18 protein-coding genes and 8 tRNA genes are annotated in these 26916 nt (G+C 24.1%); 19 read left to right on the top strand and 7 right to left on the bottom strand.

The window, feature by feature from the left end:
- Positions 1-12: 12 nt before the first annotated feature.
- Complete coding sequence (locus H0H37_RS02155; protein ID WP_185882319.1) at positions 13-309, bottom strand: hypothetical protein; 297 nt, start codon at positions 307-309, stop codon at positions 13-15.
- Between the two features lie 153 nt (positions 310-462).
- On the opposite strand from H0H37_RS02155, the gene guaB reads away from it, so the two are divergent.
- On the top strand, positions 463-1938 hold the full coding sequence (gene guaB, locus H0H37_RS02150) for an IMP dehydrogenase (protein WP_185882318.1): 1476 nt from the start codon (positions 463-465) through the stop codon (positions 1936-1938).
- Here guaB and H0H37_RS02145 read toward each other — a convergent pair.
- The 3 genes from H0H37_RS02145 to mutS all read right to left on the bottom strand — a co-directional run bounded on the left by H0H37_RS02145 (position 1920) and on the right by mutS (position 4704).
- Positions 1920-2005: transfer RNA gene (locus tag H0H37_RS02145), tRNA-Leu, on the bottom strand. The genes guaB and H0H37_RS02145 overlap by 19 nt on opposite strands.
- Positions 2006-2019: 14 nt before the next feature.
- Positions 2020-2092, bottom strand: a tRNA-Gly gene (locus H0H37_RS02140).
- Positions 2083-4704: a DNA mismatch repair protein MutS gene (mutS, locus tag H0H37_RS02135; RefSeq protein WP_185882317.1), complete on the bottom strand. Its 2622-nt coding sequence runs from the start codon at positions 4702-4704 to the stop codon at positions 2083-2085. Before mutS ends, H0H37_RS02140 begins: the two co-directional genes overlap by 10 nt.
- Positions 4705-4755: 51 nt before the next feature.
- Here mutS and ileS point away from each other — a divergent pair, with 51 nt between their 5' ends.
- The 16 genes from ileS to rpoC all read left to right on the top strand — a co-directional run bounded on the left by ileS (position 4756) and on the right by rpoC (position 21819).
- Positions 4756-8259 carry an isoleucine--tRNA ligase gene (ileS, locus tag H0H37_RS02130; protein WP_185882316.1) on the top strand — a complete coding sequence of 1168 codons (3504 nt, stop codon included), beginning with the start codon at positions 4756-4758 and terminating at the stop codon, positions 8257-8259.
- Positions 8260-8293: 34 nt separating this feature from the next.
- A complete protein-coding gene (locus tag H0H37_RS02125) occupies positions 8294-8944 on the top strand; it encodes a signal peptidase II (RefSeq protein ID WP_238785480.1) in 651 nt (216 codons plus the stop codon).
- 89 nt (positions 8945-9033) lie between these two features.
- Positions 9034-9107 (top strand) — tRNA-Thr (locus tag H0H37_RS02120).
- 108 nt (positions 9108-9215) lie between these two features.
- Positions 9216-9299, top strand: a tRNA-Tyr gene (locus tag H0H37_RS02115).
- A gap of 12 nt (positions 9300-9311) precedes the next feature.
- A tRNA-Gly gene (locus tag H0H37_RS02110) sits at positions 9312-9385 on the top strand.
- Positions 9386-9402: 17 nt separating this feature from the next.
- Positions 9403-9474: transfer RNA gene (locus tag H0H37_RS02105), tRNA-Thr, on the top strand.
- A gap of 20 nt (positions 9475-9494) precedes the next feature.
- Complete coding sequence (gene tuf, locus H0H37_RS02100) at positions 9495-10682, top strand: elongation factor Tu (protein WP_185882314.1); 1188 nt, start codon at positions 9495-9497, stop codon at positions 10680-10682.
- A 76-nt stretch (positions 10683-10758) separates the two neighbouring features.
- Positions 10759-10832, top strand: a tRNA-Trp gene (locus H0H37_RS02095).
- A gap of 20 nt (positions 10833-10852) precedes the next feature.
- Positions 10853-11053 (top strand): preprotein translocase subunit SecE, encoded by a 201-nt coding sequence (gene secE / locus H0H37_RS02090; RefSeq protein WP_185882313.1) that lies wholly within the window; start codon positions 10853-10855, stop codon positions 11051-11053.
- Between the two features lie 5 nt (positions 11054-11058).
- The gene (nusG, locus tag H0H37_RS02085) at positions 11059-11613 is read left to right on the top strand and encodes a transcription termination/antitermination protein NusG (RefSeq protein ID WP_185882312.1); all 555 of its coding nucleotides are present in this window, start codon (positions 11059-11061) and stop codon (positions 11611-11613) included.
- Positions 11610-12047, top strand: coding sequence for a 50S ribosomal protein L11 (rplK, locus tag H0H37_RS02080; protein WP_185882311.1), 438 nt, complete (start codon positions 11610-11612; stop codon positions 12045-12047). The genes nusG and rplK overlap by 4 nt, the downstream gene beginning before the upstream one ends.
- Positions 12044-12796, top strand: a complete 753-nt coding sequence (rplA, locus tag H0H37_RS02075) for a 50S ribosomal protein L1 (protein WP_317168501.1) — start codon at positions 12044-12046, stop codon at positions 12794-12796. The genes rplK and rplA overlap by 4 nt, the downstream gene beginning before the upstream one ends.
- Positions 12774-13298: a 50S ribosomal protein L10 gene (gene rplJ / locus H0H37_RS02070; protein ID WP_185882310.1), complete on the top strand. Its 525-nt coding sequence runs from the start codon at positions 12774-12776 to the stop codon at positions 13296-13298. The genes rplA and rplJ overlap by 23 nt, the downstream gene beginning before the upstream one ends.
- 4 nt (positions 13299-13302) lie before the next feature.
- On the top strand, positions 13303-13689 hold the full coding sequence (rplL, locus tag H0H37_RS02065) for a 50S ribosomal protein L7/L12 (protein ID WP_185882309.1): 387 nt from the start codon (positions 13303-13305) through the stop codon (positions 13687-13689).
- Between the two features lie 56 nt (positions 13690-13745).
- The gene (rpoB, locus tag H0H37_RS02060; RefSeq protein WP_185882308.1) at positions 13746-17558 is read left to right on the top strand and encodes a DNA-directed RNA polymerase subunit beta; all 3813 of its coding nucleotides are present in this window, start codon (positions 13746-13748) and stop codon (positions 17556-17558) included.
- Between the two features lie 16 nt (positions 17559-17574).
- Positions 17575-21819: a DNA-directed RNA polymerase subunit beta' gene (gene rpoC, locus H0H37_RS02055; RefSeq protein ID WP_185882307.1), complete on the top strand. Its 4245-nt coding sequence runs from the start codon at positions 17575-17577 to the stop codon at positions 21817-21819.
- On the opposite strand, the gene glnS is transcribed toward rpoC, so the two are convergent.
- A complete protein-coding gene (gene glnS / locus H0H37_RS02050) occupies positions 21814-23487 on the bottom strand; it encodes a glutamine--tRNA ligase (RefSeq protein WP_185882682.1) in 1674 nt (557 codons plus the stop codon). The two genes, rpoC and glnS, sit on opposite strands and share 6 nt — an antisense overlap.
- Before the next feature lie 60 nt (positions 23488-23547).
- Here glnS and H0H37_RS02045 point away from each other — a divergent pair, with 60 nt between their 5' ends.
- Together H0H37_RS02045 and H0H37_RS02040 are read left to right on the top strand one after the other, a co-directional pair.
- Positions 23548-24795 (top strand): bifunctional folylpolyglutamate synthase/dihydrofolate synthase, encoded by a 1248-nt coding sequence (locus tag H0H37_RS02045; protein ID WP_185882306.1) that lies wholly within the window; start codon positions 23548-23550, stop codon positions 24793-24795.
- A 32-nt stretch (positions 24796-24827) separates the two neighbouring features.
- A tRNA-Val gene (locus H0H37_RS02040) sits at positions 24828-24903 on the top strand.
- On the opposite strand, the gene miaA is transcribed toward H0H37_RS02040, so the two are convergent.
- Together miaA and aroC are read right to left on the bottom strand one after the other, a co-directional pair.
- Complete coding sequence (gene miaA / locus H0H37_RS02035) at positions 24863-25804, bottom strand: tRNA (adenosine(37)-N6)-dimethylallyltransferase MiaA (protein ID WP_185882681.1); 942 nt, start codon at positions 25802-25804, stop codon at positions 24863-24865. The genes H0H37_RS02040 and miaA overlap by 41 nt on opposite strands.
- Positions 25801-26880 (bottom strand): chorismate synthase, encoded by a 1080-nt coding sequence (gene aroC / locus H0H37_RS02030; RefSeq protein WP_185882305.1) that lies wholly within the window; start codon positions 26878-26880, stop codon positions 25801-25803. Before aroC ends, miaA begins: the two co-directional genes overlap by 4 nt.
- Positions 26881-26916 lie beyond the last annotated feature (36 nt).

Below are 26916 nucleotides of genomic sequence, written 5' to 3'. Positions count from 1 at the left end.
AATTCAATACTACTATTTTTTTTCATTTTCTTTATTTTCTGAATCTGTTGTTATTATTTTATCTTTTTCATTTTTATTTGATCCAGAATTTGTAACACTTTCATCAGATTTTGATGATTCTTCATCAATAGGATTAGATGGTGAAGTTGGAGTACCATTGGTATTCTCATTATTTGTTGTAGTATTAACTGCTTTATCTTCCTCAGTTGTTGTAGGAGGATTTTCATTTTTAGATTTATTACAGCTACTTACAAATAAAGATAATACGAAACAAATTGTAATAATAGTAATTCTTAATTTTTTCATCATAATTAATAATATTGTATTAAAATTATTTAATATTCACAACAAATTTATATAAAAATTTGAAATGAAAAAATATATATAAAAAAAATATAAAAATATTTTATAATTGACAAAAATAATACATACAAATATTGAAACTTAAATTTTATTTAATATATGATTAATAAAATATTAAAAACAGCTTTAACTTTTGATGATGTTCTTATAGTTCCATCTTATTCTTCCATTCTTCCATCAAAAGTATCTTTAAAAACTTATTTAACATCAGATATAATAATGAATATTCCTATTATCAGTGCGGCAATGGATACTGTGACTGAATCATCTTTAGCTATTTCAATAGCTAGAGAAGGAGGATTAGGTATTATTCATAAAAATATGAATATACAAAATCAATCTAAAGAAGTTTTTTTAGTTAAAAGAAGTGAAAGTGGAATTATAGATAATCCTATTACTTTATCACGATATTCTACATTATATGATGCTCAATTATTAATGAAAAAACATAATATTTCTGGATTTCCAGTTGTTGAAAATGATAATACATTAATAGGAATAATTACTAAAAGAGATATAAAATATAGAGTAGATATTAATTCTTTGGTAGAAGATGTAATGACAAAAGAACAATTAGTAGTATCTCATCAAAATATTACTTTAGAAAAAGCTAAAAAAATATTATTAACAGAAAAAGTAGAAAAACTACCACTTGTAGATAAAATGAATAAATTAGTTGGATTAGTTACTATTAAAGATATTGATAATATAATAAAATATCCAAATGCATGTAAAGATTCTAAAGGACGTTTAAGAGTAGGAGCAGCAATAGGAATAGAAAAAAATTCTTTAGAACGAATAGATAATTTAGTAAAAGAAAATGTAGATATTATATCTATTGATTCAGCACATGGACATTCTATAAGTGTATTAAATTTAATTAAAAAAATTAAAAATAATTTTCCAAATATTGTTTTAATTGCTGGAAATATAGTTACTATGGAAGGTGCTAAAGATATTATTGATGCTGGAGCAAATATTTTAAAAGTTGGTATTGGTTCTGGATCTATTTGTACTACAAGAGTTATTTCTGGGGTAGGCATGCCTCAAATTACTGCTATACTTGATGTATGTAAATATGCAAAAGAAAAAAATGTTAATGTAATTTCAGATGGTGGAATACGATATTCTGGAGATATTGTAAAAGCTATTGCTGCTGGAGCGAACTCAGTTATGATTGGTAGTCTATTTGCTGGTACTGATGAAGCACCTGGTGAAGAAATTATATATCAAGGAAGAAAATTTAAAACTTATGTTGGTATGGGATCAATAATTGCAATGAATAGAGGTAGTAAAGATAGATATTTAAATTTTAATGAAAAATATATTCCAGAAGGAATTGAAGCTAGAGTACCTTATAGAGGAAAAATAAAAGATATAATTTATCAAATTTGTGGTGGATTACGTTCTGGTATGGGATATTGTGGAGTTTCTACTATTCAAGAATTAATTAACAAAGGAAAATTTGTAACTATTACTAATTCTGGATTAAAAGAAAATCATCCACATAGTGTAAGTATAACTAAAGAATCTCCAAATTATTTTAATTCTAAAAGTACCCAGGACGGGATTTGAACCCGTACGATCAATAATGATCACAGGATTTTAAGTCCTGTGTGTCTACCTATTCCACCACCTGGGTTTTTTTATTAAGTAAGCGAGAAACGGGATTTGAACCCGCGACCCCGACCTTGGCAAGGTCGTACTCTACCAACTGAGCTATTCTCGCAAATTATTATTAAATAAATTTATGATTTGTTTAATTTTAAAATATGCTATGTCTGTTGTTAAATTATTAATATTTTGTATGTCTATTGAATGTAAACAATATATTATTTTTTTTAATAACAATAAACATTTTTTTTGATTTATATGATAAGTAAAATTATTATTTGTAGTTTGAATCAAATTTTTTGTTATTATAAATTGCTTTAGTAATATATTAGCTTTAACAATTATTGATACAGGCATACCAGAAATTTTTGCTACGTAAATTCCAAAACTATGTTCAGATCCTCCAGATATTAATTTGCGCATAAAAATAATATTATTACGATTTTTTTTTACAGCAATATGAAAAACTTTTATTCTTGATAAAACATTATTCATGTTATTTAATTCATGATAATGTGTTGCAAATAATGTTAGAGGTTTAAAATTATTTTTGTGTAAAAATTCAATAATTGCCCATGCTATGGAAATTCCATCATAAGTACTAGTTCCTCGTCCAATTTCATCTAAAATAATAAAACTTCTTTGAGAAATATTATTTAATATATTTGCTGTTTCATTCATTTCTACCATAAATGTAGATTCACCTAAAGAAATATTATCAGATGCACCTACTCTACTAAATAAACTATCTATTAATCCAATGTCGGCTTGTTCTGCAGGAATAAAACTTCCAATATGTGCCATTAATATCATAATAGCAGTTTGTCGTAAAATAGCAGATTTACCTGACATATTAGGACCAGTGATAATAAGAATTTGTTGTTTTTCTTTATCTAATATTATATCATTTGGTATATAATATATTTTTGATTGAAATTGTTGTTCAATTACTGGATGTCTTCCTTGTTTGATAAATAATTTAAAAGAATGATTAATATTTGGTTTTATATAATTATTATCTAATGCAGATTTAGAAAAAGAACATAAAACATCTAATTTAGATATTAATTTTGCATTAGCTTGTAAAGGTTTAATATCTGCTGTCATTTTTTTAATTATTTTATAATAAATTTCTTTTTCTATAAAATGTATTTTTTGTTCTGCATTTAAAATATTAATTTCAAAATTTTTTAATTTTTCTGTTGTATATCTTTTAACATTAATTAATGTTTGTTTTAATATCCAAGAAGATGGAATTTTATGTTTTTTGGTAGATTTAATTTCAAAATAAAATCCAAAAATATTATTATATCCTATTTTTAAATTTGAAATTCCTGTATTTAATTTTTCTATTTTACATAATTCATGTAAATGTTGTTTATGATATAAATATGTAGATCGTAAATTGTCTAATTTTTTAGACACCCCATTAGCTATTACATTTCCTTTATCTATATTATGTGGTGGATCAGGTTGAATAAGATTTACAATATTTTTAGATATAAATTCAATATTTTTTAATGAAGAAATAATTTTAAATAAAAAATTATTTTCATTTATATTATATGATAATATTTTTTTTTGTATTTCAATAATATAAATAATAGATTTATGTAATGTTAAGATTTCTCGTGGAGATATTTTCCCTATAGATATTTTAGATATCATTCTTTCTATATCATAAATATTTTTTAATTTTAGTCTAATAAAATCTAATAATGATTTATTTAAACACAATTCATTAACAGCATTTTGACGTTTTTGGATATCTATAATATTTTTTAATGGAAAAGATATCCAATGTTTTAATAATCTACTACCCATAGGTGTTAATGTTTGATCAATGATATCTAATAAAGATATTCCTTGTTTATTTTGACTATGAAAAATTTCTAAACTTTTAAAAGTAAAATCATCAATCCACATATGATTTTCTTTTTGAATTTTTTTTATATGAGTAATATGATGTAATTGTGTATATTTATTATTATATAAATAATTTAATATTGATCCAGAAGCGATTATTCCTAACTTCATTTTTTCTATTCCAAATCCTTTTAATGAATTAGTTTGAAAATGATGTATTAATTTTTCATAAGATAATGAATAATCAAACATCCAATTTTCTATAGGATATGTATAATAATTATTTTTTAATAATTCTTGATATAATGTTTTATGTGTTTTTTGAAAAATAATTTCATTAGGTTTAAAATGTTCTAAATATTGTAAAATATTTACTTGTGTATCTTCTGTTATAAAAAATTCTCCAGTAGAAATATCTATAAAACTTAATCCAACATCTTGATTATTTGAAAATATAGATGCTAAAAAATTATTTGATTTAGTATTTAAGATATTTTCATCGATTATAACACCAGGTGTGATTAATTGTGTAACACCTCTTTTAACTATATTTTTTCCTTTTTTTATATCTAATTGATCACAAATTGCTACACGATATCCAGATTGTATTAATTTTGGTAAAAAGGATGATAATGAATGGCATGGAAATCCAGCAAATTGAATATGACTTTTTGATCGTTTTGTTAAAACAATATTTAATACTTTCGAGCAAATAATTGCATCTTTTCCAAAAATTTCATAAAAATCTCCTACCTGAAATAATAAAATACTATCTGGATATTTATATTTTATATCATTATATTGCTCCATTAATGGAGTTTCGTTTTTTTTTATTAAAAATTTATTGTTTTTATTATTCATATATAAAATGGAGATTATTTTGTATAATATAAATAGATTATTTTCTTACTTATGAATATAAAATTTAAAGAATATAATGGTTTGGATTTAAACCAAATTTCATCAGAAATATTGTTTTTTTGGGAAAAAAATAATATTCTTCAAAAAAGGTTTCAATATAACAAATTTAATACTCATAATAGAAATGATTTTTATGTTGTATATGAAGGTCCTCCATCTATGAATGGAGATCCAGGAATACATCATTTTATAGCAAGAACAATTAAAGATATTTTTTGTAGATATTATACATTAAAAGGTAAAAAAATTATTATCAATCCTGGATGGGATACACATGGATTACCAATTGAATTAAGTGTAGAAAAAACATTAGGAATTAATAAAGATCATATAGGTAAAAAAATTAGTATCGAAAAATATAATAATACTTGTAAATCTTTAGTAAATAAATCAATAAAAAACTGGATTCAGTTTACAAATAAAATAGGATATTGGTTAAATTATCAAAATACATTTATAACTTATAATACAAAATATATAGAAACTATTTGGTGGTTAATTAAAGAATTATATAATAAACATTTTATATATAGAGGAATTACTATTCAGCCATATTCACCAGCTGCTGGAACTGGATTAAGTTATCATGAATTAAATTTTCCAGGTGTATATAAACAAATTACAGATATTACTCCGATTGTTAAATTTCAATCTAAAAAAGAATTTTTACCAAAGATAATTAATCCAAATATATTAGGAAATATATATTTTTTATCATGGACTACAACTCCATGGACATTACCTTCTAATATTGCGTTAGCTATTAAATCTGATATATCTTATTTATTAGTTGCTATATATAATCAAAATTTACAAATAGAAAATATTATTTTTGCTGAAAATGTAATTAATAATATTTTACCTATTGAAAAATATTATAAAGTTGATAATTATATTAATTTTAATAAATTATCAATTATAAAAAATAAAAAAATTCCTTATTGTATTTTATATAAAATGCAAGGAAAAAATTTAATTGGATCTAAATATGAACAATTATTTTCATGGGTTCCTCCTTTTCCTTATTCAAAAAATCAACATGCTTTTCAAGTTATAGATGGATATAATGTAGTAAATATCAATGAAGGAACTGGAATTATTCATATTGCTCCAACATTTGGAATAGATGATTTTGAATTATCTATTAAACATGATTTACCTTCTATATTAGTATTAAATAAAAAAAATATACCAGTTCCATTAGTTGATTTAAAAGGAAAATTTTTAGATATATGTCCTACAATATTTAGTGGACAATATATAAAACAAGAATTTAATAAAAACTATGATATTTTAGAGCAAAAAACAAACAAGTTCTTTTCAGTAGATGAAGAAATTATTACTCTTCTTAAAACAAGAAATCAATTATTTAGAGTAAAAAAATATACTCATAGTTATCCACATTGTTGGAGAACTAATAAGCCAATTATTTATTATCCTTTAGATTCTTGGTTTTTACGAACTAATAAAATTAAAAATGAATTAATTAATTTAAATAAAAATATTAATTGGGTTCCAAAATATATTGGAAAAAAACGTTTTGAAACTTGGTTAAATAATGTAAAAGATTGGAATTTATCACGTTCTAGATATTGGGGAACACCTATGCCCATTTGGAGAACTAAAGATGGAAAAGAACAAATAGTTATTGGATCAATACAAGAATTATATCTAGAAATAGAAAAATCTATTAAGTATGGATTTATGAAAACAAATGTATTACATAAGTTTATTCCAGGTGATATGAGTAATGAAAATTATGCCAATATAAATTTGCATAAACCATTTGTAGATAATATAATTTTAGTATCTAAAAATGGATTACCTATGACTAGAGATTCAGAATTAATAGATGTTTGGTTTGATTCTGGTGCAATGCCATATGCACAATATCATTATCCATTTGAAAATAAACAATTAATAGATAATAATATTGTATTTCCAGCAGATTTTATTTCAGAGGGAACAGATCAAATACGAGGATGGTTTTTTACATTACATACTATTGGTAGTTTACTATTTAATTCTATTACATACAAAACTGTATTATCGACTGGATTAATATTAGATGCAAAAGGTAAAAAAATGTCAAAAAGTAAAGCTAATACTATTAATCCTTTTCATTTAATTGATGAATATAGTGCAGATGCAATACGTTGGTATATGATATTTAGTTCTGAACCTTGGGATAATTTAAAATTTAATAAAGAAGAACTTAATATAGTAATTAATAAATTTTTTGGCACACTATATAATATTTATTCATTTTTTGCAATTTATGCAAATATTGATGGATTTAAATTTTGTAAAAAAAATAATATTTTAAAATATGATAATGATGAAGATAATGGTTATAAAGAATTAGATTTATGGATTATTTCTGAATTACATTCAATGATTAAAATGGTAGATTATTATTATTCTCAATATAATCCTACTAAAGTTGTACGTATTATTTTTTCATTTGTTGTAAATAAATTAAGTAATTGGTATATACGAATATGTAGAAGAAGATTTTGGAAGAATAATTATACATCCACTAAAATTACAGCATATCAAATACTTTATAATAGTTTAATGACTATTGCAAAATTAATCTCACCAATTATACCTTTTTTTTCTGAAAAAATTTTTTTAGATCTAAATTCTGTTACAAAAGAAAATAATGTTGAAAGTGTTCATATGAGTAAGTTCCCAACTTGGATAAATCATTTAATAAATACAAAATTAGAAAAAAAAATGATTCTTATTCAGAGTATTACTAATTTAGTTTTTTCATTAAGAAAAAAAAATAATATTAAAATAAGGCAACCATTAGAACGTATTATTATTTCAATAAAAAAACAAAAAAATATAATTTTTTTAACACATTATGAAAAAATTTTTAAAATGGAAATTAATGTCAAACATGTTGACATAGTTGATAATATTTATCAAAAATATTCTAATATAATAAAGAAAAAAATTGATCCATCTTATAATTCTTTGGGACCTAAATTTGGAAAAAACACTCCAAATATAGTTAATTTAATTAAAAAATTCAGTTTACAAGATATTAATAAATTGGAAAAAAACAAAAAATATACTATATGTTTAAAAGGAAAAAATATTGTATTATCTATTGAAGATGTTAAAATAACTCATCAATGTATACAAAATTGGGATATTTTATCTAATGAAAACTTTACTGTAGCATTAGATTTAAATATTTCTAATTCATTATTAGAAGAAGGAATTATAAGAGATCTAATAAGAAATATTCAAAAATTAAGAAAAAATAATAATTGTATAGTTACTGAAAAAATATTATTAACAATATATATAAATAATACAAAATTAATATTAATTATAAATAAATATAAACATTATATCTGTAAAGAAACTTTATCAAATCAATTATTAATGGTAAACAAAAATAAAATCAATATAAAAGATATAGTAAATGATATTAGTATTGAAAAAGAATTAGTATATATAAAAATTACAAAAATATAAAATACTTAACATTTTTAACATTGTGAAAAAAATTATGTTTAGTATTAGTATTTTTTCTATTTTCATAGATCAATGTTTAAAAATTTATGTTAAAACTCATTTCATTCCTGGTACTGGTATTTCTATTTTTTCTTTTTTTTGGATTCTATTTGTAGAAAATCCTGGTATGGCTTATGGAATATCTATTTTACCAGGATTTTATGGTAAATTATGTTTAAGTATATTACGTTTAGTATTTATTATAATAATATTATATTGTATTTTATTATTTTATAATAAATATCAAAATAAATATTTAAATTATTTAATTGTACCTTTAATTTTAATTTGTTCAGGATCTATTGGAAATTTTTTTGATAGTGCTTTATATGGACTGTTATTTAAAACTGGTACTGTTTATAATAAAGTAATTAACAAATGGATTACATACTCAGAAATTTCTAAATTTAATAATTTAATTATTTATAATAATCAAGGATATGCTCCATTAATGAATGGATGTGTAGTAGATATATTTTATCTACCAATAGTTAATATTTATATTCCTTATTATATTCCTATTTTTGGAGGATATCATATACAATTTTTTCAATTTATTTTTAATTTTGCTGATATTTTAATCACATTAGGAATATTTTTATTATTTTTTTTTAGAAAAAAAATAATAAAAATAGAATTATATTAAAAATTATTATTTTTTTGAGATTTATAAAAATCTCTATAGATTTGTGAATACCTGATTCTTTATTAGTCGTAATTCATTATTACACACTAGCCGGTGTAGCTCAGTTGGTCAGAGCACGTGATTTGTAATCTCGGGGGCGTGGGTTCGAATCCCTCTACCGGCTTTGTTCAAAATAATTATTATATAAAATTATATTGATAATAAAATAAAAAGAAAAGAAACAATTGAATTGAATTAAAGTATTAAATTAATTATAAATATAAATATAAAAGGGGAGATACTCAAGTTTGGTTAACGAGGACAGACTGTAAATCTGTTGGCAGTGCCTTCGCAGGTTCGAATCCTGCTCTCCCCATATTATACACATGCGGAAGTAGCTCAGTTGGTTAGAGCATCAGCCTTCCAAGTTGAAAGTCGCGGGTTCAAATCCCGTCTTCCGCTCTTTGATTATTATTATGGCCAATGTAGCTCAGTAGTAGAGCACTTCCTTGGTAAGGAAGAGGTCACGGGTTCAAATCCCGCCATTGGCTTATTCTTTAATTAATTGATCATGGTAAAAAAAAAATTTAAAAGAGATAAACCACATTTAAATATAGGAACTACTGGTCATGTAGATCATGGAAAAACTACTTTAACTGCAGCTATTACAAAAGTATTATCACAAGCAGGATTAGCTGAAGAAAAAAGTTTTGATGCAATTGATAATGCACCTGAAGAAAAAGAAAGAGGAATTACTATAAATACCTCTCATGTAGAATATGAAACTATTAAACGTCATTATGCACATGTTGATTGTCCTGGTCATGCAGATTATATTAAAAATATGATTACTGGAGCAGCTCAAATGGATGGAGCCATTTTAGTTGTTGCAGCAACAGATGGTCCTATGCCACAAACTAGAGAACATATTTTATTAGCACGTCAAGTAGGAGTACCTAAAATTGTTGTTTTTATAAATAAAGTTGATCAAGTAGCAGATACTGAATTATTAGAACTTGTTGAAATGGAAATCAGAGAATTACTTACAAAATATGAATATGATGGAGAAAATATTCCTATTGTACAAGGATCTGCATTGGGTGCATTAAATGGAGAAGAAAAATGGATTGAAAAAATAAAAGATTTAATGAATGTATTAGATGAATATATTCCCAATCCTATTCGTGAAATAGATAAATCATTTTTAATGTCTGTAGAAGATGTATTTACAATTACAGGTAGGGGAACTGTTGCAACTGGTAGAATAGAAAGTGGAATCATTAATACTGGAAATATAGTTGAAATTATTGGATTTAGTGACAAAAAATTAACATCTACTGTGACTGGTGTTGAAATGTTTCGCAAAATTTTGGATAGAGGACAAGCTGGAGATAATGTTGGATTATTATTACGTGGAATAGAAAAAAAGGATATTAAACGTGGAATGGTAATTTCATCACCTGGTATAGTAAAACCTTATAAAAATTTTAAGGCTAAAGTATATGTTTTAACAAAAGAAGAAGGAGGTAGACATACACCATTTCATAATAAATATAGACCTCAATTTTATTTACGAACTACAGATGTAACTGGAGAAATTAAATTATCAGATGGAGTAGAAATGGTAATGCCTGGAGATAATATCTTAATAGAAGTAAATTTAAATCAACCAGTAGCATTAAGTGAAAATTTACGTTTTGCGATTAGAGAAGGTGGAAAAACTATTGGAGCAGGACAAGTAGTGTCAATTATTAATTAAATTACATATCAAGAAATATAAATAGACAACACTATTTAATACTATTGAATAAACATATTAAACATATTACTCTTAAACGGATGTAGCTTAGATAGGTAGAGCATCGGTCTCCAAAACCGAAGGTCGTAAGTTCGATTCTTACCATCCGTGCAAAAAAATATTGTTTATTTGTGAAAAAAACGTATTATTTGATAGAAGTGTGTAATGAATTATTTTATAATATAACATGGACTAATTGGAACAATTTAAAACAAACTACATTATTAGTATTTTTTGTTTCAATATTACTATCCATATGTTTATATGGAGTAGATCAAATTTTTATTTTTTTTATAAAAAAATTTTTTCTTTTGAAAATAAAAAATAATTAAATAAAATGGGACCTTTAGAAAGAAAATGGTATGTTTTAAAAACGATTAGTGGACAAGAAAATAAAGTAAAATCATATATAGAACATGAAATAAAAAATAATGGATTTAAAGAATATATAGGAAAAATATTAGTACCTATTGAAAAAGTTATTCATATGAGAAAAGGTAAAAAAATTCATAGAGAAAAAGTTCATTATCCAGGATATGTTATGATAGAAGCATTTCTTGCACTCAAAACAATTCATGCTATCAAAAATGTTCCTGGAGTAATTAATTTTTTAAGTGATAAAAAAGGTGGAAAAGCAATACCTATGAGAAAAGAAGAAGTTGATAAAATATTAGGAACTAATACAGATAAATTATCTAATAAATATATAAATATTAATTTACCTTTTTTAATTGGAGAAACTATTAAAGTAATAGATGGTCCTTTTAGTGGATTTAATGGTACCATTGAAAAAATAAATCAAGAAAAAAGAAAATTAGAATTATCTGTTTTAATTTTTGGTAGAAAAACACCATTAGAATTAAATTTTACACAAATAGAAAAAATTTTATGATATATCATGAATCTTTGACATTGATCAAAACCATAAAAATTCAAAAAATCTATGGTGGACAAGCAAATCCAGCTCCTCCTATTGGTCCAATGTTAGGTAGTTCAGGAGTCAATATTATGGAATTTTGTAAACAATATAATCATAAAACTAAAGGATTGAAAGGACTACTATGCCCAGTTATTATTAATATTTATAAAAATAAATCTTTTTCTTTTATAATTAAACAACCTCCAGTATCTATTCAATTACTAAATTTAATAAATAAAAAAAAAGGATCAAAGGAATCAAATCGTGAAAAAATAGGAACAATAAATATGAATCAAATTAAAACGATTGCTAATAATAAAATAAAAGATATGAATTGTTATTCTATAAAATCAGCTATGTCTATGATTATTGGAACTGCGAAATCTTTAGGTATTGATATTATTTGAATAAAATAATAATGAATGAAATGATAACAAAAAAATTTACAAAAAATCAAAAAAAATATTTAAATAAAATCGAAAAGAAAGCATATTCTTTAGAAGAAGCAATATCTATAATCAAAATGATTTCTTTTGTCAAATTTGATTCTTCTGTAGATGTTGCTATTCGGTTAAAAATTAATAAACGTTTTAAAAATCAAATTTTAAGAGGAATTATAAAATTTCCACATGGATTAGGAAAAAATATTAGTATTTTAGCTTTAGTTCCTAAAGAACAAGAAATAGAAGTTAAACAATCTGGTGCAGATTATGTTGGATTAGAATATATTAATAAAATTAAATCTGGGTGGCTCAATGTAGATGTAATTATAGCAATTCCATCTATTATGAACCAATTATTAGATGTAGGAAAAATATTAGGACCAAAAGGTTTAATGCCCAATCCTAAATTAGAAACTGTAACTAAAGATCCATCTAAATCTATAAAAGAAATTAAATGTGGAAAAAGATCATTTAAATCAGATCGTTATGGTATTGTGCATTCTTCTATTGGAAAAATTTCTTTTTCTTCTAATTATTTATTAAATAATGCCAATGAACTATTTCAACAGGTCATACATAATTGTAAAGAAAGTATAAGTGGATTTGATGGTATTAATAAAATTTATATATCATCTACTATGAGTAATAGTATTTTAATAAATTTAAACAGTTTAGTTTTAAAAAAACATAATGAAAAAGGAACAAAAAATTAAATATATTTTAAATTTACATTCATTATTAGATAATAATAATTCCATTTATATAATGGATATATCAGGATTAAATGCTAATCAAATTATGAATTTAAGAAAACAATTTAATACCATTAATGTAAAAATGACAGTAGTAAAGAATACTCTTTTAAACAAAGCATTACAAAAAAATAAAAAATTTTTACCATTTAGTCCATTATTAAAAGGAAATACATCTATTTTATGTTCTAATTTAGGAAATATACCCTCTAAAATTATCAAAAAATTTCATGTTGATGAAAAATTAGAAAAACCTTATTTAAAAGGTGCATATGTAGAGGAAAATTTTTATTATGGAAATAAAGATTTAGATATATTAATTCATGTAAAGTCCAAAAAAGATTTAATTTTAGATATTATTCAATCAATTAAATATCCAATCAAACAGATTTTATTATCTTTAGGTAAAAATCAATTATTTATAATTTTTGATTCATTGAAAAATAACTTACAAATTGAATAATAAGATGATAAAAAAATTAGCAGAACAATTAGTAAATTTAACAGTCAAAGAAGTTAATGAATTAGCGATATTATTAAAAACAGAATACGGCATTGAACCTAGTACTATTCATTCATTAAACAATACATCTACTCTACCTGCTGACAAAATAGCAAATAATATTGATCAACAAGAAGAAAAAAATGTTTTTGATTTAGTTTTAAAATCTTTAGGAAATTCTAAATTATCTTTAGTTAAATTAGTCAAAGAAATTACTGGTAAAGGATTAAAAGAATCTAAAGATATAGTAGATAATGTTCCACAAATAATTAAAAAATCTGTAGATAAAAAAGAAGCAGAAATAATTAAAAAAAAATTTGAAGATATAGGATCAGATATTGAATTAAAATAAATTTCAATAATGTATAAACTATTTTTAATTAGAAATTTAAATTACTGTTAATACAGGTGAATACAGAAAAAAATTCAGATAGAATTTCTTTTGCTACAGTAGAAAAAAATGTAGATTATCCTGATTTTTTGGATATTCAAATACAATCATTTAAAGAATTTTTTCAAATTGATACAAAACCAAAAAATAGAAAAAATGAAGGGTTATTTAAAGCATTTCATGAAATTTTTCCAATTTCAGATGCTAGAAATTCTTTTGTTTTAGAATTTAAAGGTTATACTATCGATTCCCCAAGATATTCAATAGAAGAATGTCTTGAAAGAGGATTAACATATAGTATTCCTTTAAGAGCAAAATTAAAATTATATTGCACAGATCCTGAACACGAAGATTTTGAAACTGTATATCAGGATGTATATCTTGGAACATATCCATATATGACACCATCAGGATCATTTATTTTTAATGGATCAGAACGTGTAATTGTCTCTCAACTTCATCGTTCTCCTGGGGTATTTTTTAGTCAATCTCATCATTCTAATGGAACTAAATTATATTCAGCGAGGATTATACCATTTAAAGGTTCTTGGATTGAATTTGCTACAGACATTAATAATGTTATGTATGCATATATTGATAGAAAGAAAAAATTACCAATGACTACTTTACTTCGGTCTATTGGATATGAAAGAGATAAAGATATATTAGAAATCTTTAATTTAGCAGAAGAAATAATAATAGAAAAAATTAATATCAATAATTTATTAGATAGAGTATTAGCCGCTAGAATATTAAATATTTGGCATGAAGATTTGGTAGATGAAGAAACTGGAGAAGTCATTTCTTTAGAAAAGAATGAAATATTAATTGAAAGAGATACTATTATAGAAAAAAAACATATTAATATTATTTATCAACATGATGTAAAAACTATTTTATTACATAAAAAATATGGAAAAAATAAAGATTATTCTATTATTTATAATACGTTACAAAAAGATCCTACTAATTCTGAAAAAGAAGCAGTAGAATATATTTATAAACAATTAAGAAATTCTGATCCACCAGATGAAGAAACTGCTAGAAGTGTTATAGATAAATTATTTTTTTCTGATACTAGATATAGTTTAGGACCAGTTGGAAGATATCGTTTAAATAAACGTCTTGGATTAAATATTAATCACTCTTCTTTAGTTTTAACTAAAGAAGATATTATTGCTATTGTTGAACATTTAAATGCTTTATCAAATTCAAAAAGAGAGGTTGATGATATAGATCATTTATCTAATAGACGTGTTAGAACTGTTGGTGAACAATTATATACACAATTTAGTATTGGATTAGCTAGAATGGCTAGAACAATTCGAGAAAGAATGAATGTACGTGATAATGAAGTTTTTATGCCAGTAGATTTGATTAATTCTAAAACTTTATCTTCTGTAATTAATACTTTTTTTGGTACAAATCAATTATCTCAATTTATGGATCAAACAAATCCATTATCTGAAATTACTCATAAACGACGATTATCAGCGTTAGGTCCAGGGGGCTTATCTAGAGAAAGAGCAGGATTTGAAGTGAGAGATGTAAATTATTCTCATTATGGAAGATTATGTCCAATAGAAACTCCAGAAGGTCCAAATATTGGATTAATATCTTCACTTGCTGTTTTTGCAAAAATCAATCAAATGGGATTTGTTGAAACTCCTTATAGATTAGCAAATGATGGCAAAGTAAATATGCAATCAATAAAATATTTTAGTGCAGAAGAAGAAGAAGGAAAAATTATAGCTCAAGCAAATGCTATAGATCAATATGGTAATTTTATATCTAATAGAATAATAGCTAGAAAAGATGGAGATTTTCCTATAGTAATTCCTAATGAAGTTAATTATATCGATTTAACACCAAATCAAATTGCGTCTATTTCAGCCTCTTTAATACCTTTTTTAGAACATGATGATGCCAATAGAGCATTAATGGGATCTAATATGATGAGACAAGCAGTTCCATTATTAAAACCAGAAACTCCTATTGTGGGAACTGGATTAGAAAAACAAGTTGCTAAAGATTCAAGAATTTTAATTCATGCAGAATATGATGGATATGTCTATTATGTTGATGCAAAACAAATTATTATTTATCAAAAAAAACAGAAAATAGAAGAATTAGTTAGTTTTGATTCAACTATGAAAAAATATGATTTAATTAAATTTAGAAAAACTAATCAAAATACTTGTATTAATTTAAAACCTATTGTTAAAAAAGGCATGATAGTGAAGAAAGGACAAATTTTATGTGAAGGATATGCTACAGAAAACGGGGAATTAGCGTTAGGTCGAAATTTAAAAGCTGCATTTATTCCTTGTAATGGATATAATTTTGAAGATGCTGTTTTAATTTCTGAAAAAGTAGTTAACGAAGATTGGTTTACATCAATTCATATTGATGAATATTCTTTGGATGTTAGGGATACAAAATTAGGAATGGAAGAATTAACAAATGATATTCCTAATGTTAGTGAAGATGCTACAAAAGATTTAGATGATAATGGTATTATAAGAATTGGAGCTGAGGTAAAACCAGGAGATATTTTAATAGGTAAAATTACTCCTAAAGGAGAATCTGATCCGACACCTGAAGAAAAATTATTAAGAGCTATTTTTGGAGATAAAGCAGGAAATGTCAAAGATGCTTCTTTAAGAGCAGAACCATCATTATTTGGAGTAGTTATTGATACCAAATTATTTACCAGAAGTATAAAAAATAAAAAATCTAGAATTCTAGATAAAATAAAGATAGATAAAATAGAAAAAGAATATAATAAACAACTTATTGAATTAAAAAATAAATTATTAACTAAATTATTATCTATACTAAATGGTAAACTTTCTAAAACAATTTATAATGATGATAATAAAAAAGAAATTATAAAATCAGGTACTAAATTTACTATGAAATTATTAAATAGTATACAAGATTATTTAATAATTAATCATGATAATTGGACTAATGATATAAACACTAATAATTTAATTTCTGAAATATTACATAATTATGAAATTGCAATGAAACATGCATATAATATTTTACAACATAAAAAATTTTCAATTTCCGTAGGAGATGAACTTCCATCTGGAATTATTAAAATGGCTAAAGTATATATAGCCAAAAAAAGAAAATTAAAAGTAGGAGATAAGATGGCTGGAAGACATGGTAATAAAGGTGTAGTGGCACGTATTTTACGTGAAGAAGATATGCCATTTTTAGAGGATGGTACTCCTGTAGATATAGTATTAAATCCTTTAGGTGTACCTTCTAGAATGAATATAGGACAAATATATGAAACTGTGTTAGGTTTAGCAGGATATAAATTAAATGTTAAATTTTCTACACCTATATTTGATGGAGCTACTATTGATAATATTACAGAATTTACAAATAAAGCCAATATTCCTAAATTTGGAACTACTTATTTATTTGATGGAGGTACTGGAGAACGTTTTGATCAACCTGCTACAGTTGGTGTAATATATATGTTAAAATTAGGACATATGGTAGATGATAAAATGCATGCACGATCAATTGGACCTTATTCATTAATTACTCAACAACCTTTAGGTGGAAAATCTCAATTTGGAGGACAAAGATTTGGAGAAATGGAAGTGTGGGCATTGGAAGCATTTGGTGCTTCTAATATTTTACGTGAAATATTAACAGTCAAATCAGATGATGTTGTAGGTAGAGCAAAAACTTATGAATCGATAGTTAAAGGTGATCCTATGCCTGATCCTAATAATCCAGAATCATTTAATGTGTTATGTTATGAATTAAAAGGATTAGGATTAGATATTCATTTAGAAGAATAAAAAACATTAAAATAAAATGAATAATAAAAACAATCATAAGTTTAATAAAATTACTATTAGACTGTCATCACCAGAATCTATTTTAAAAGAATCACATGGAGAAGTATTAAAACCAGAAACTATTAATTATCGAACACATAAACCAGAAAGAGATGGTCTTTTTTGTGAAAGAATTTTTGGTTCTGTAAAAGATTACGAATGTGCTTGTGGAAAATATAAAAGAATTAGATATAAAGGAATTGTTTGTGATCGATGTGGAGTAGAAGTATCTGAAAAAAAAGTTAGAAGAGAGAGAATGGGTCATATAAGTTTAGTTGTACCAGTAGTACATATATGGTCTTTTAGAACATCTCCTAATAAAATAGGCTATTTATTAGGATTATCTTCTAAAAAATTGGAAATGATTATTTATTATGAACGTTATGTAGTGTTACAAAGTGGAATAGCAGTTGATGAACATAATAATCCATTAAAATATGGTACTTTTTTAACTGAAGAAGAATATTTAAATATTTTAAATACAATTTCAAAAGAAAATCAATATGTAGAAGATACAAATAAAGATAAGTTTATTGCTAAAATGGGAGCAGAATGTATAGAAGACATGTTAAATCGTATTGATTTAGATACTTTATCATTAAATTTAAAAAATTCAGCTAATAATGATACTTCTAAACAAAGAAGACTTGAAGCTTTAAAACGCTTACAAGTAGTAGAATCTTTTAAAGAAGGTAAAAAAAATGGAGGTAATGTGTCTTGGATGATTATTCATGTTTTATCTGTTATTCCACCTGAATTAAGACCTTTAGTCCCATTAGATGGTGGTCGTTATGCAGCTTCTGATATGACTGATTTATATCGTCGTGTATTAATTAGAAATAATAGATTAAAAAGATTAATCGAAATTAAAGCTCCTGAGGTAATATTGAGAAATGAAAAAAGAATGCTTCAAGAAGCAGTAGATTCTCTATTTGATAATTCAAGAAAAATGTCTGCAGTTAAATCTGAAGCTAATCGACCTTTAAAATCATTATCAGATTCTTTAAAAGGAAAACAAGGGAGATTCAGACAAAATCTTCTTGGAAAAAGAGTGGATTATTCTGCACGATCTGTAATTGTTGTTGGCCCTAATTTAAAATTACATGAATGTGGTATTCCAAAAGATATGGCAGCTGAATTATATAAACCTTTTATTATTAGAAAATTAATTGAACGAGGAGTAGTCAAAACTGTTAAATCTGCAAAAAAACTTATAGATAAAAGAGATCCTATGATCTGGGATATTCTAGAAAATGTATTAAAAGGTCATCCAATATTATTAAATAGAGCACCAACGTTACATAGATTAGGAATTCAAGCTTTTCAACCAAAATTAATAGAGGGAAAAGCAATTCAATTACATCCTTTAGTGTGTTCTGCTTTTAATGCAGATTTTGATGGAGATCAGATGGCAGTTCATTTACCATTATCTTTTGGTGCAATTTTAGAAGCCAAAATTTTAATGTTAGCTTCTCATAATATTTTAAATCCTGCTAATGGTGACCCAATAACGGTCCCATCTCAAGACATGGTATTGGGTTTATATTATATGACTAAAGAATTACAGTATGATAATAAAACAATGGTAAAAGGAGAAGGAATGACATTTTATTCTCCAGAAGAAGTAGAAATCGCGTATAATCAAAAAATTATTGATTTACATGCAATTATTAAAGTAAAAGTTAATATTAGAAATACAGATAATACGTTTGTTAATAAATTAATAAAAACAACTGTAGGTAGAGTATTATTTAATCAAGTAGTTCCTAAAGAAGTAGGATTTATTAATCAATCGCTTACAAAAAAAACTTTGAGAGAAATCATAAGACAAATTTTATATTTAACAAATGTACCTATAACAACCAAATTTCTAGATAATATTAAAGAATTAGGATTTTATAATGCTTTTAAAGGTGGATTATCTTTTGGATTAGGTGATATTATTATTCCAAGTGATAAAAATCATATGGTATTAGATGCTATTCAGCAAGTTGATAATGTAAAAAATAATTATAATATGGGATTAATTACTAATAATGAAAGATATAATCAAGTCATTGATATATGGACAAATACTAATTTAATGCTGACAGAACAAGTAATGAAATATATGCGTGAAGATAGATGTGGATTTAATCCTGTGTATATGATGTTAGATTCTGGTGCTCGAGGATCTAAAGAACAAATTAGACAACTTTCTGGAATGCGAGGTTTAATGGCAAAACCTCAAAAAACAGGATCATCAGGAGGAGAAATTATTGAAAATCCTATTTTATCTAATTTTAGAGAAGGGCTTTCGATTTTAGAATATTTTATTTCTACTCATGGTGCTAGAAAAGGATTAGCAGATACTGCTTTAAAAACTGCTGATGCTGGATATTTAACAAGAAGATTAGTAGATGCAGCACAAGATGTAATTATTAAAATAGAAGATTGTAATACTTTAAGAGGATTAAAAATGACTTCTTTAAAAAAAAATGAAGAAGTAGTAGAATCTTTATTTAATCGAATTTTAGGCAGAATATCATTAAATAATATTTATTATATTAAAACAAATAAAATAATTATTTCATCTGGAAACATGATTGATGAGTCAATTGCATATATTATAGAACAATCTGGAATTAATTCAGTATATGTTCGATCACCATTGACTTGTGAAGCCAAAATGGGACTGTGTTCTAAATGTTATGGAAGAAATTTATCTACTGGAAAATTAGTTAAAAAAGGAGAAGCAGTTGGTGTTATTGCAGCACAATCTATAGGAGAACCTGGTACTCAATTAACTTTGAGAACTTTTCATGTTGGAGGAACAGCTGGTAATATTTCCGAATCATCCACAATAAAAGCTAATTATGATGGTATTATCGAATTTGAGGATTTAACAACTGTAAAAACTAATTATGGTAAAAAAAGAGAAATTGTTGTTTCTCGTACAACGGAAATGAAACTTATTAATCACAAAAAATATTCTAATTCTGTCTTAATGGTGAAAAATATTCCTTATGGAGCTACTTTATATGTTCAACATAAAGATAAATTAAAAAAAGGTGATCTAATATGTAGATGGGATTTATATAATGCAGTAATTATTGCAGAATATTCTGGTAAAATTATTTATCAACATTTAGAACAAGGTGTAACTTTTCAAGTTGAAAAAGATGATCAAACTGGATTTCAAGAAAAAGTAATTACAGAAGTCAGAAATAAAAATTTAATTCCTACATTAAAAATTATTAATGATAATAATGAAGAATTAAAAATATATAATTTACCAGTAGGATCCCATTTAATGGTTAAAGATAATGAATTTATAGAAGCAGGTACCATTTTAGTCAAAGTTCCAAGAAAAACTGCTAAATCTGGTGATATTACTGGTGGGTTGCCACGTTTATCTGAATTATTTGAAGCTAGAAATCCTTCTAATCCTGCAGTAGTTTCAGAAATCGATGGAATAGTAAGTCATGGAAAAGTGAAAAGAGGAAATAGAGAAATTATTGTAGAATCTAAAAATGGAGAAATTAAAAAATATCTAGTCAAATTATCTAATCAATTATTAGTTCAGGAAAATGATTATGTTAAAGCAGGTATGCCTTTATCAGATGGAGCAGTAACTCCAAATGATATTTTGAATATAAGAGGACCTATAGCAGTTCAAAAATATTTAATTAATGAAATACAAGAAGTATATCGTTTACAAGGCGTAAAAATAAATGATAAACATTTTGAAATAATTATTCTTCAAATGATGAGAAAAGTGGAAGTTATCGATGTTGGAGATACTAAATTTTTAGAAGGTAGTATTGAATATAAAGATGATTTTTTAGAGGAAAATTATAAAATATCTCAAATGTTAGTTGTCGTAAATTCAGGTCATTCTGAAAATTTTAAAGTAGGAGATATTATTAGTTATCGTAAATTTAGAAATGAAAATGTTGTATTAAAATATAAAAATAAAAAATTATTAATTACTCGTCAAGCAATTCCTGCTATTGCTAAACCTATATTACAAGGTATTACTAAAGCAGCTTTACAAACTAAATCTTTTATATCAGCTGCTTCTTTTCAAGAAACTACCAAAGTATTAAGTGAAGCTGCAATAAGTAGTAAAACAGATAATTTAAATGGATTAAAAGAAAATGTTATTGTTGGTCATAAAATTCCTGCTGGAACTGGAATAAAGGATTATGAAAATATTTCTTTTGAAATTTCATCATCATAATTTTTTATTATTAATTTTTTTTAAATTTTTTTTTAAAGGAAAAGTTTGATTAAAAATTAATTTATTATTTTCATAAACTACGTAAAAATAACCAATTCTTTGAAATTGAAAATGTTCTCCTATTTTAGCATTTTTTAATATTGGTTCTGCATAAGCAATAATTTTTTCTATTGATTGATTATTAATATTGGTTTGATCAAATAAATTAGCATATTTATTATTTAATTGAAACAGTTTATGATAAATATATGTTTCTATAGTAATAGAATGAGCAATAGATACCCAATGTAAAGTACTTTTTATTTTATTAGTATATTTATTATTATTCATAGTTCCAGATTTACTTTGTGGATCATATAAACAATGTATTTCTATAATATTTCCAATTTTATCTTTAATTACTGAATGAGCTTTTATAATATAAGCATTTTTTAATCTAACATATTGATTAATTGAAAGACGAAAAAAATTATTTGTTTTTTGTTCTAAAAAATCATTTTTTTCTATATATATAAATTTGGAAAAAGGAATTTTTCTGAATCCAAATTCTATATTGTCTGGATGATTTTGTGAATATAACCATTCTGTATGATTATCTGGATAATTATCTATAATTAATTTAATAGGATTGAAAATTACCATTACTCTATAAGCAATTTGTTTTAAATTTTCTCTAACTTTTAGTTCTAAAAGAGATATATTTATGACATTATTTCTTTTTGTCACTCCTATATCTTGAATAAATTTTTTAATACCTACTGCAGTATATCCTTTTCTACGTAATCCTGAAATAGTATATATTCTTGGATCATTCCAAGAATTAATGATTTGTTTATCAATTAATTTTTGTATTTCTCTTTTACTAGTAATAGCATTTTGTAAATTTAATCTTGAAAATTCTATTTGTTTAGGTTTGATTTTTTGTTGTTTATCAACAATTTGATCTAAATACCAATTATATAAAGGACGTCTATTTTCAAATTCTGATGAACATAAAGAATGAGATATTTGTTCTATATAATCACATTGTCCATGAGTCCAATCATAAGTAGGATAAATACACCATGTATTTTTGGTACGAAAATGTTTTTTTTTTAATATTCTATACATAATTGGATCCCTCATATTCATATTAGAAGAACTCATATCAATTTTAGCTCTCAAGACACAAGTTCCTTCTTTAAAACATCCATTTTTCATTTTTTCAAAAAGATATAAGTTTTCTTCTACACATCTATTTCTGAATATGCTATTAATTCCTTTTTCAATAGGATTTTTTCTTTGAATTTGAATCATATATTGAGTTTGATTATCAACATATGCTTTATCATTTTTAATCAACATTCTTGCTAATTCATATAATATTTGAAAATAATCTGATGCATAACATTCTTTATCCCATTTAAATCCTAAAAATATTATATCATTTTTAATAAATTCTACATACTTATGTCCATCATATAAATTAGGATTTGTATCATCAAATCTCAGATTTACTGGAGCTTGATATTTTTGTCCTAAATAAAAATTTAAATAAATAGCTTTGACATGTCCTAAATGAAGTGCACCATTTGGTTCTGGAGGAAATCGAAATTTAAGATTATGTATAGGAAATCCTTTTTGAATATCGTCCTCTATTATTTTTTCAATAAAATTCAAATTATTAATATAAGGTTTTGTTTAAAAAGCGTAAATTTAGTGATTTTTTATAAAAAAAAATTATAAATAGTGAATTATACTGAAACTATTAAATGGATATTGGATCGTTTTTATTCATTTCAAAAAAAAGAAAAAAATTATTATCAAACTGGATTAGAAAGAATTAATTATTTTTGTTCTTATTTAGGACATCCACAAAATGCTTTTAAAAGCATTCATATAGCAGGAACAAATGGTAAAGGATCTACTGCACATATGTTATATTCTATACTTCAAGAAGAAAAATATAATATTGGATTATTTACTTCTCCTCACTTAATAAATTTTAGAGAAAGAATTTTTTGTAATGGAAAATTAATTGATAAAAATTTTATTATAGAATTTATTAATCAAAATAAAAAAATTATAGAACAAAAAAATATTTCATTTTTTGAACTCAATACTTGTTTAGCTTTTGAATATTTTAAAAATCAAAAAGTATTTATGGCAATTATAGAAACTGGTTTAGGTGGGCGTTTAGATTCAACAAATATAATTATTCCAGAAATTTCTGTTATTACAAATGTTAGTAAAGATCATACAAAAATTTTAGGAAATAGTTTATCACAAATTGCGTTGGAAAAAGCTGGAATTATTAAAAATAATATATCAGTTATTATTGGATTTTGTAAAAATTATATTAAACATATTTTTTTACAAGAAGCATTGAAGAAAAATGCTCCAATTTATTTTGTAAAAAAACAAAAAGATATTTCAATGTATTCAATTCCATGTGAATCAATTTATCAAAATTATAACAAACAACTTGTATTAAAAATTGTGGAATTATTAATAAATAAAAAAAATATTATTATTTCTAATCAATCTATAAAAAATGGTTTTATCAAAATTAATAAAAATACTAATTTTCAAGGTCGTTGGCAAATTTTACAGTTAAATCCTAAAATTATTTGTGATATAGCACATAATGAAGAAGGGATAAAAATAATTAATCAACAATTAAAAAAAGAATTTTATAATAAATTACATTTAGTGTTAGGATTTGTCAAAGATAAAAATGTTAAAAAAATATTACAATATTTTCCTTCTGATGCATTTTATTATTTTTGTCAACCAAATATAGATAGAAAATTATCTATTCAAAATTTACAAGATTTAGTTAAAATAAAAAATAATCAATATGTACAATTTTTTTATTCTGTGAAAGATGCATTTATAAATGCTAAATATAAATCTAATAAAGAAGATTTAATTTTAATTAGTGGCAGTACTTTTACAGTTTCAGAAATTTTATTAAATTTTTTCATGTCAAAATAATTTTGTGATTTTTTTTATGTATTATTGTGATTGGGTAATTAGCTCAGTTTGGTTTAGAGCATCTGTTTTACAAGCAGGAGGTCACTGGTTCGAATCCAGTATTACCCATTTTATTTATAATAAAAAATAATATTTTTTTTTTATCTTTTGGACTAAACCAAGTTATATCAGGATCTTTTTTATACCATGTTAGTTGTTTTTTTGCATATTGTCTTGTATGCGTTTTAATTTCATCAATAGTATGATATATATTTACTGTTTCTTTTGAGAAAAACTTAAATATTTCTTTATATCCAATAGTATTTAAGCTGTTTAAATGTCTATATTCGTAATAATTTTTTGCTTCATTTAATAATCCCATTTTCATCATATCATCTACTCTATTATTAATGTTAGAATATATTTGTTCTTTTGGTAATATTAAACCTATTTTGATGGTAATAAAATTTCTTTTTTGTTTTTTTTGACTAAAAAAAAATGATGGTGAATGTTGAGTCGATTTGATAATTTCTAAATATCTCATTAAACGAAATGGATTTTGAATATCTAATGTTTGAGGAATTTTATGTATATATTTTTTAATTTCTTTTTGTAAAAATAAAATACCATGTTTTTTAAAATTAAATCTTAATTCATTTCTGATATGTTTATTAATTTTTGGAATTTGAGACAAACCAACAGTGACAGCTTTTTCGTATAAACTAGATCCACCAACCATAATTAAAATGGAATATGTAAGAAATAAGTTATGTAATTTATTTATTGCATCTTGTTCAAATAATTTAGCATTATAATCATCATGTATAGATAAATGTCCAATAAAATGATGTTGAATAGAATTTAAAATTTGTTTATTAGGAACACATGTGCCTATTTTTAATTCTTTATAAAATTGTCTAGAATCACAAGATAAAATTTGAGTGTTGAATTTTTTTGCTAAGAAAAGAGATACTTGTGTTTTTCCAACACTAGTTGGACCTAGGATAACAACTAAAATATTATATTTCACATTTTAATTGAAGAAAATTTAGATAATTTATAAAACATCCAATAATCTGCTAAAACTAATGCTGTCATAGCTTCTACAATTGGAATAGCTCTAGGTAAAACACAAGGATCATGTCTACCTTTACCTTGCATAACTACTATATTTCCATTTATATCAATAGTTTTTTGTGTTTTCATAATGGTAGCAACTGGTTTCAAAGCTATTTTAAAATATATATCCATACCATTTGATATTCCTCCTTGTATTCCACCAGAAAAATTAGTTTTAGTACTTGCATCTTTATTAAATAAATCATTATGTTTTGATCCTGTTAATGTAGATCCAAAAAATCCACTTCCATATTCAAATCCTTTGACTGCATTAATTGATAACATAGCTTTTGCTAATTCTGCATGTAATTTATCAAAAACTGGTTCTCCTAACCCTATTGGAACATTTTTAATAATACAAGTAATAGTTCCTCCTATAGAATCTCCATTTTTTTTGATTTCTTTAATTTTTGATATCATTTTATGTGCAATATCTATATCAGGACATCTAATAGGTGTTTTTTCTATATTTTCAAAATTAAGATCACTATAAGATTTATCTACAGATATTTGTCCAACAGAAGAAACGTAAGATATAATTTTTATTTTGTTTATTAATTGTTTTGCAACTGAACCTGCCACAACTCTACATATAGTTTCTCTAGCGGATGATCTGCCACCTCCTCTATAATCTCTTATTCCATATTTTTTTGCATAAGTTAAATCAGAATGTGAAGGACGATATAAATTTTTAATATGTTCATAATCTTTAGATTTTTGATTGTTATTATAAATAATAAATCCAATTGGAGTACCAGTAGTTATGTCGTTAAAAATACCAGATAAAAAAATTACTTGATCTGATTCTTGTCTAGAAGTAACAATAGATGACTGACCAGGTTTTCTTCTATTAAGTTGTTCTTGAATAGAATTTATATTCAGTTTTAATCCTGATGGACATCCATCAATAATTCCACCTAATGCTTTTCCATGACTTTCTCCAAAAGTCGTGATTTTAAATAATTTACCAAATGTATTTCCAGACATGAAATAAAAATTTATAATTAAATAACATAACAACTA

The sequence above is a fragment of the Blattabacterium cuenoti genome, from assembly GCF_014252335.1.
Taxonomy (GTDB): Bacteria; Bacteroidota; Bacteroidia; order Flavobacteriales; family Blattabacteriaceae; genus Blattabacterium; species Blattabacterium cuenoti_AL.
The sequence above is the reverse complement of the archived record's forward strand: the minus strand, read 5'-3'. Positions and strand labels throughout refer to the sequence as shown.

Excerpts from the sequence above, each read along its gene's own strand:
- ileS (WP_185882316.1), top strand. The coding sequence starts at position 4,756 with ATGAATATAAAATTTAAAGAATATAATGGTTTGGATTTAAACCAAATT.
- rplJ (WP_185882310.1), top strand. The coding sequence starts at position 12,774 with ATGAAAAAGGAACAAAAAATTAAATATATTTTAAATTTACATTCATTA.
- H0H37_RS02155 (WP_185882319.1), bottom strand. The coding sequence starts at position 309 with ATGATGAAAAAATTAAGAATTACTATTATTACAATTTGTTTCGTATTA.
- tuf (WP_185882314.1), top strand. The coding sequence starts at position 9,495 with ATGGTAAAAAAAAAATTTAAAAGAGATAAACCACATTTAAATATAGGA.
- aroC (WP_185882305.1), bottom strand. The coding sequence starts at position 26,880 with ATGTCTGGAAATACATTTGGTAAATTATTTAAAATCACGACTTTTGGA.
- guaB (WP_185882318.1), top strand. The coding sequence starts at position 463 with ATGATTAATAAAATATTAAAAACAGCTTTAACTTTTGATGATGTTCTT.
- mutS (WP_185882317.1), bottom strand. The coding sequence starts at position 4,704 with ATGAATAATAAAAACAATAAATTTTTAATAAAAAAAAACGAAACTCCA.
- H0H37_RS02125 (WP_238785480.1), top strand. The coding sequence starts at position 8,294 with ATGTTTAGTATTAGTATTTTTTCTATTTTCATAGATCAATGTTTAAAA.
- rplK (WP_185882311.1), top strand. The coding sequence starts at position 11,610 with ATGATATATCATGAATCTTTGACATTGATCAAAACCATAAAAATTCAA.
- nusG (WP_185882312.1), top strand. The coding sequence starts at position 11,059 with ATGGGACCTTTAGAAAGAAAATGGTATGTTTTAAAAACGATTAGTGGA.
- rplL (WP_185882309.1), top strand. The coding sequence starts at position 13,303 with ATGATAAAAAAATTAGCAGAACAATTAGTAAATTTAACAGTCAAAGAA.
- rpoC (WP_185882307.1), top strand. The coding sequence starts at position 17,575 with ATGAATAATAAAAACAATCATAAGTTTAATAAAATTACTATTAGACTG.